Annotated in this window: 2 protein-coding genes; both read right to left on the bottom strand. The window is 50.8% G+C overall.

All coding sequences use genetic code 11. The features are described from left to right. Positions 1-143: 143 nt before the first annotated feature. Positions 144-848, bottom strand: a complete 705-nt coding sequence (folE, locus tag AC2VE5_RS27840; protein WP_486890750.1) for a GTP cyclohydrolase I FolE — start codon at positions 846-848, stop codon at positions 144-146. A 65-nt stretch (positions 849-913) separates the two neighbouring features. Then, positions 914-1184 (bottom strand): SDR family NAD(P)-dependent oxidoreductase (locus AC2VE5_RS27835; RefSeq protein WP_486890749.1); only part of this gene is annotated, 271 nt, incomplete at its 5' end.

Here is a 1184-nt window from a genome sequence, read left to right as displayed (position 1 = left end):
GAGTGGCGAACCCGTAAAGTCAGTGCCATGTTGGCAATAGTTGGCAACCTGTTTCAGGGGCATAAACAGCCCTCTCTGGTTCAGGAGGGGCCACCCCCTCAGGACTTAGATCCAGAGGTTGAAAGTCTAACTGGGGTGGCAGCTTAGATAAAGGCCGGTTGATGTCGAATCAAATTGAGAAACTCTTCCCGAGTTTTTTGATCTTCCTGAAAGACCCCAACCATTGAGCTGGTAACTGTCCAGGAACCGGGCTTCTGCACGCCTCGCATCACCATGCACATGTGACTGGCTTCCATCACTACTGCTACACCTTTGGGATCTAAAATGGTTTGAATCGCTTCGGCAATCTGCCGCGTCAGTCGCTCTTGGACTTGCAACCGTCGGGAGTACATTTCAACAATCCGGGCCAGCTTGCTCAAGCCAATCACCTTTTGGTTAGGAATGTAGGCTACATGGGCTTTACCCATAAAGGGCAGCATGTGATGTTCGCAAAGGCTAAAGGTGCTAATATCTCGCACCAGAACCATTTCATCGTGTCCCTCATCAAAGATGGCACCGTTAACTAACTCCTCGAGAGATTGGTTGTAGCCGCTGGTCAAAAACTCCAGAGCCTCGGCAACGCGCTTAGGTGTTTTTAGCAACCCTTCGCGATTAGGATCTTCTCCAACCCCTAGGAGCAGGGTTTCTACAGCGGCCATCATTTGTTCTGGGGAGGCTTGAGAGGAGGGATAAAACTTGGGTTCGTGGCCATTAATTGTGGTGCGGTCAGGTCGAGGGTGAGGCGATCGCGCTTCGCCACCTGCGGCTGAACTTAAATGATTAGTTGTATCAGAAGAACCAAGGGTCATAGTAAATCTAGTGAATAGCAATGACAATGAAGCAAAAGCAAAAAAACAAAAATTAAACCAACAGATTAAAGCGCCCCACCGCTAGGCATCAGCACTAGCTCTTCAATCACTGCCTGCTGCGGCAATAGCACGGTGTGGAGAATTGTCTGGGCCACACTTTCAGCAGACAACATTGTCGCCCGATCAAAGTCCAGGTGAACGGTGTCACTATCCCAGAGGGGCGTATCTACCGCGCCAGGGCAGAGGGCAACTACGCGAATCCCATGGGGCTGTTCCTCGACGGCTAGGGTCTTTGAAAGACCCATTAAGCCAAATTTACTCGCGCAGTAGGCTCCC

It is taken from the genome of Aliterella sp. E5.1 (genome assembly GCF_057473825.1).
Note: the sequence above shows the minus strand (reverse complement) of the source record. Positions and strands in the feature narration are given on the sequence as shown.